The 1,332-nt window shown below is 64.1% G+C and carries 1 protein-coding gene; it reads left to right on the top strand.

The genetic code is table 11. From position 1 onward, the window contains the following. Positions 1-535 precede the first annotated feature (535 nt). Positions 536-1,332: DUF1403 family protein (locus tag A3764_RS17075; protein WP_082865970.1), on the top strand; the 797-nt coding region annotated here is incomplete at its 3' end.

Here is a 1,332-nt window from a genome sequence, read left to right as displayed (position 1 = left end):
GGGCGGGTGCTGCGCGTCCTGTCTTGGCGCTTTGGTTCGATCAAGAGGGATGGAACTGTCCTTTCGAGGCCCGAGCCGCCGTAGGCGCGCCGGCCCCGCTCCAGCATCTTTCCGTACGATGGCGTGTCTTGACGCTGGTTATCCTTGGCGATCTCTTTGGAGAACGGATGGTTCCAATGGCGACAATGCCTGAGGCGGCCGCGCGGTTGTTCAGACGTGCCGCGCCGATCCCGCGGGCACCCTACGGGCGCAGGGCAGCAATCAGCAAGGGAGAGGACCCGATCGACATCGTCACAAGACGAGTCCAGCGATTGAGCAAGAGCCCAGTCCCCCGATGGAATGGAAACTTCGAGGACGAGAGGGCTGATTTTGGGCGAGTCCGGCCATGAAACTAAAGCGACAATTGAACTGCTTCCCAGCATAATCCTTGATGTCCGATAATGCAAACTTATTGGACATTGCAGAGACCGGCAAGGTGGGGCGGTTTGCACATCATATGGTGGACGAAAGCGCCGTGAAAGACTAGTGTTGTGGCATGACATACCAGCCCGCCACGATATCCGACGACCTAAACACCCTACCGCAGCTGCCGGGTTGGGTCACTACCGGGCGTCCCGAAGCCCTTGAAACTGTGGCCTTTCGGTCCGGGGCAGCTCTGACGGTGCTCGATCAGCTGGTCAGTGATGCTCGGTATGGCGTCCCGTTGAAACTGCTCGCGAGCCGGCTGGCCCTGAGTGCGGCAACGGTGACCTCGAAACTGGAAGGCCGCCTGGCACGGGAGGCGGATATACGCGACGCCTACCACCTGACACCTCCTGGCGAGGCGCGGGGGCCCGATGGTGATTTGCTGGCGTTCTGGCGAGATGGTGTGCGACAGCCGACAAGCGGTACGGGCGAGATCGCAGACTTGATCGGCGCGGACCTTGCGGGCGAGGTGCGTGTGTGGCTGGACGCCGGACAGGAGCGCGCCCGAACCGATGGACCGCTGGCGGGCTGCGTGGCCGTCCTGCGCGCCGTGCTCGAGGTCGACGACCGGGCGGAGCGCACCGCCTGCCTACTCTCGGACATCGTCCTGGCGCGGGCGCTGAACTGGAAGGAGGTTCTGCCGGTTTCGGCGCGGTACCTGACCAAGACGGCGCTGCGCGACCTGACCGCGAACGGGCAGAGAGCCGAGATGGCCGCTCAGGCGCGGATCCTCGAGTCCATCGAAGGGACGATCCGGATGGCGCGGGATCTGGCCCGTCGGGCGGACGCGCTTCGCGCTATCGCGCCGAAGCTCCGGGCGAAAGGATCGGCAGCGGCAGTGGACCTGTTCCTGACCGAAGATGCGGT

This window comes from Sulfitobacter sp. HI0129, assembly GCF_001635395.1.
Taxonomy (GTDB): domain Bacteria; phylum Pseudomonadota; class Alphaproteobacteria; order Rhodobacterales; family Rhodobacteraceae; genus Sulfitobacter.
This window is presented reverse-complemented; position numbering and strand designations above follow the sequence as displayed.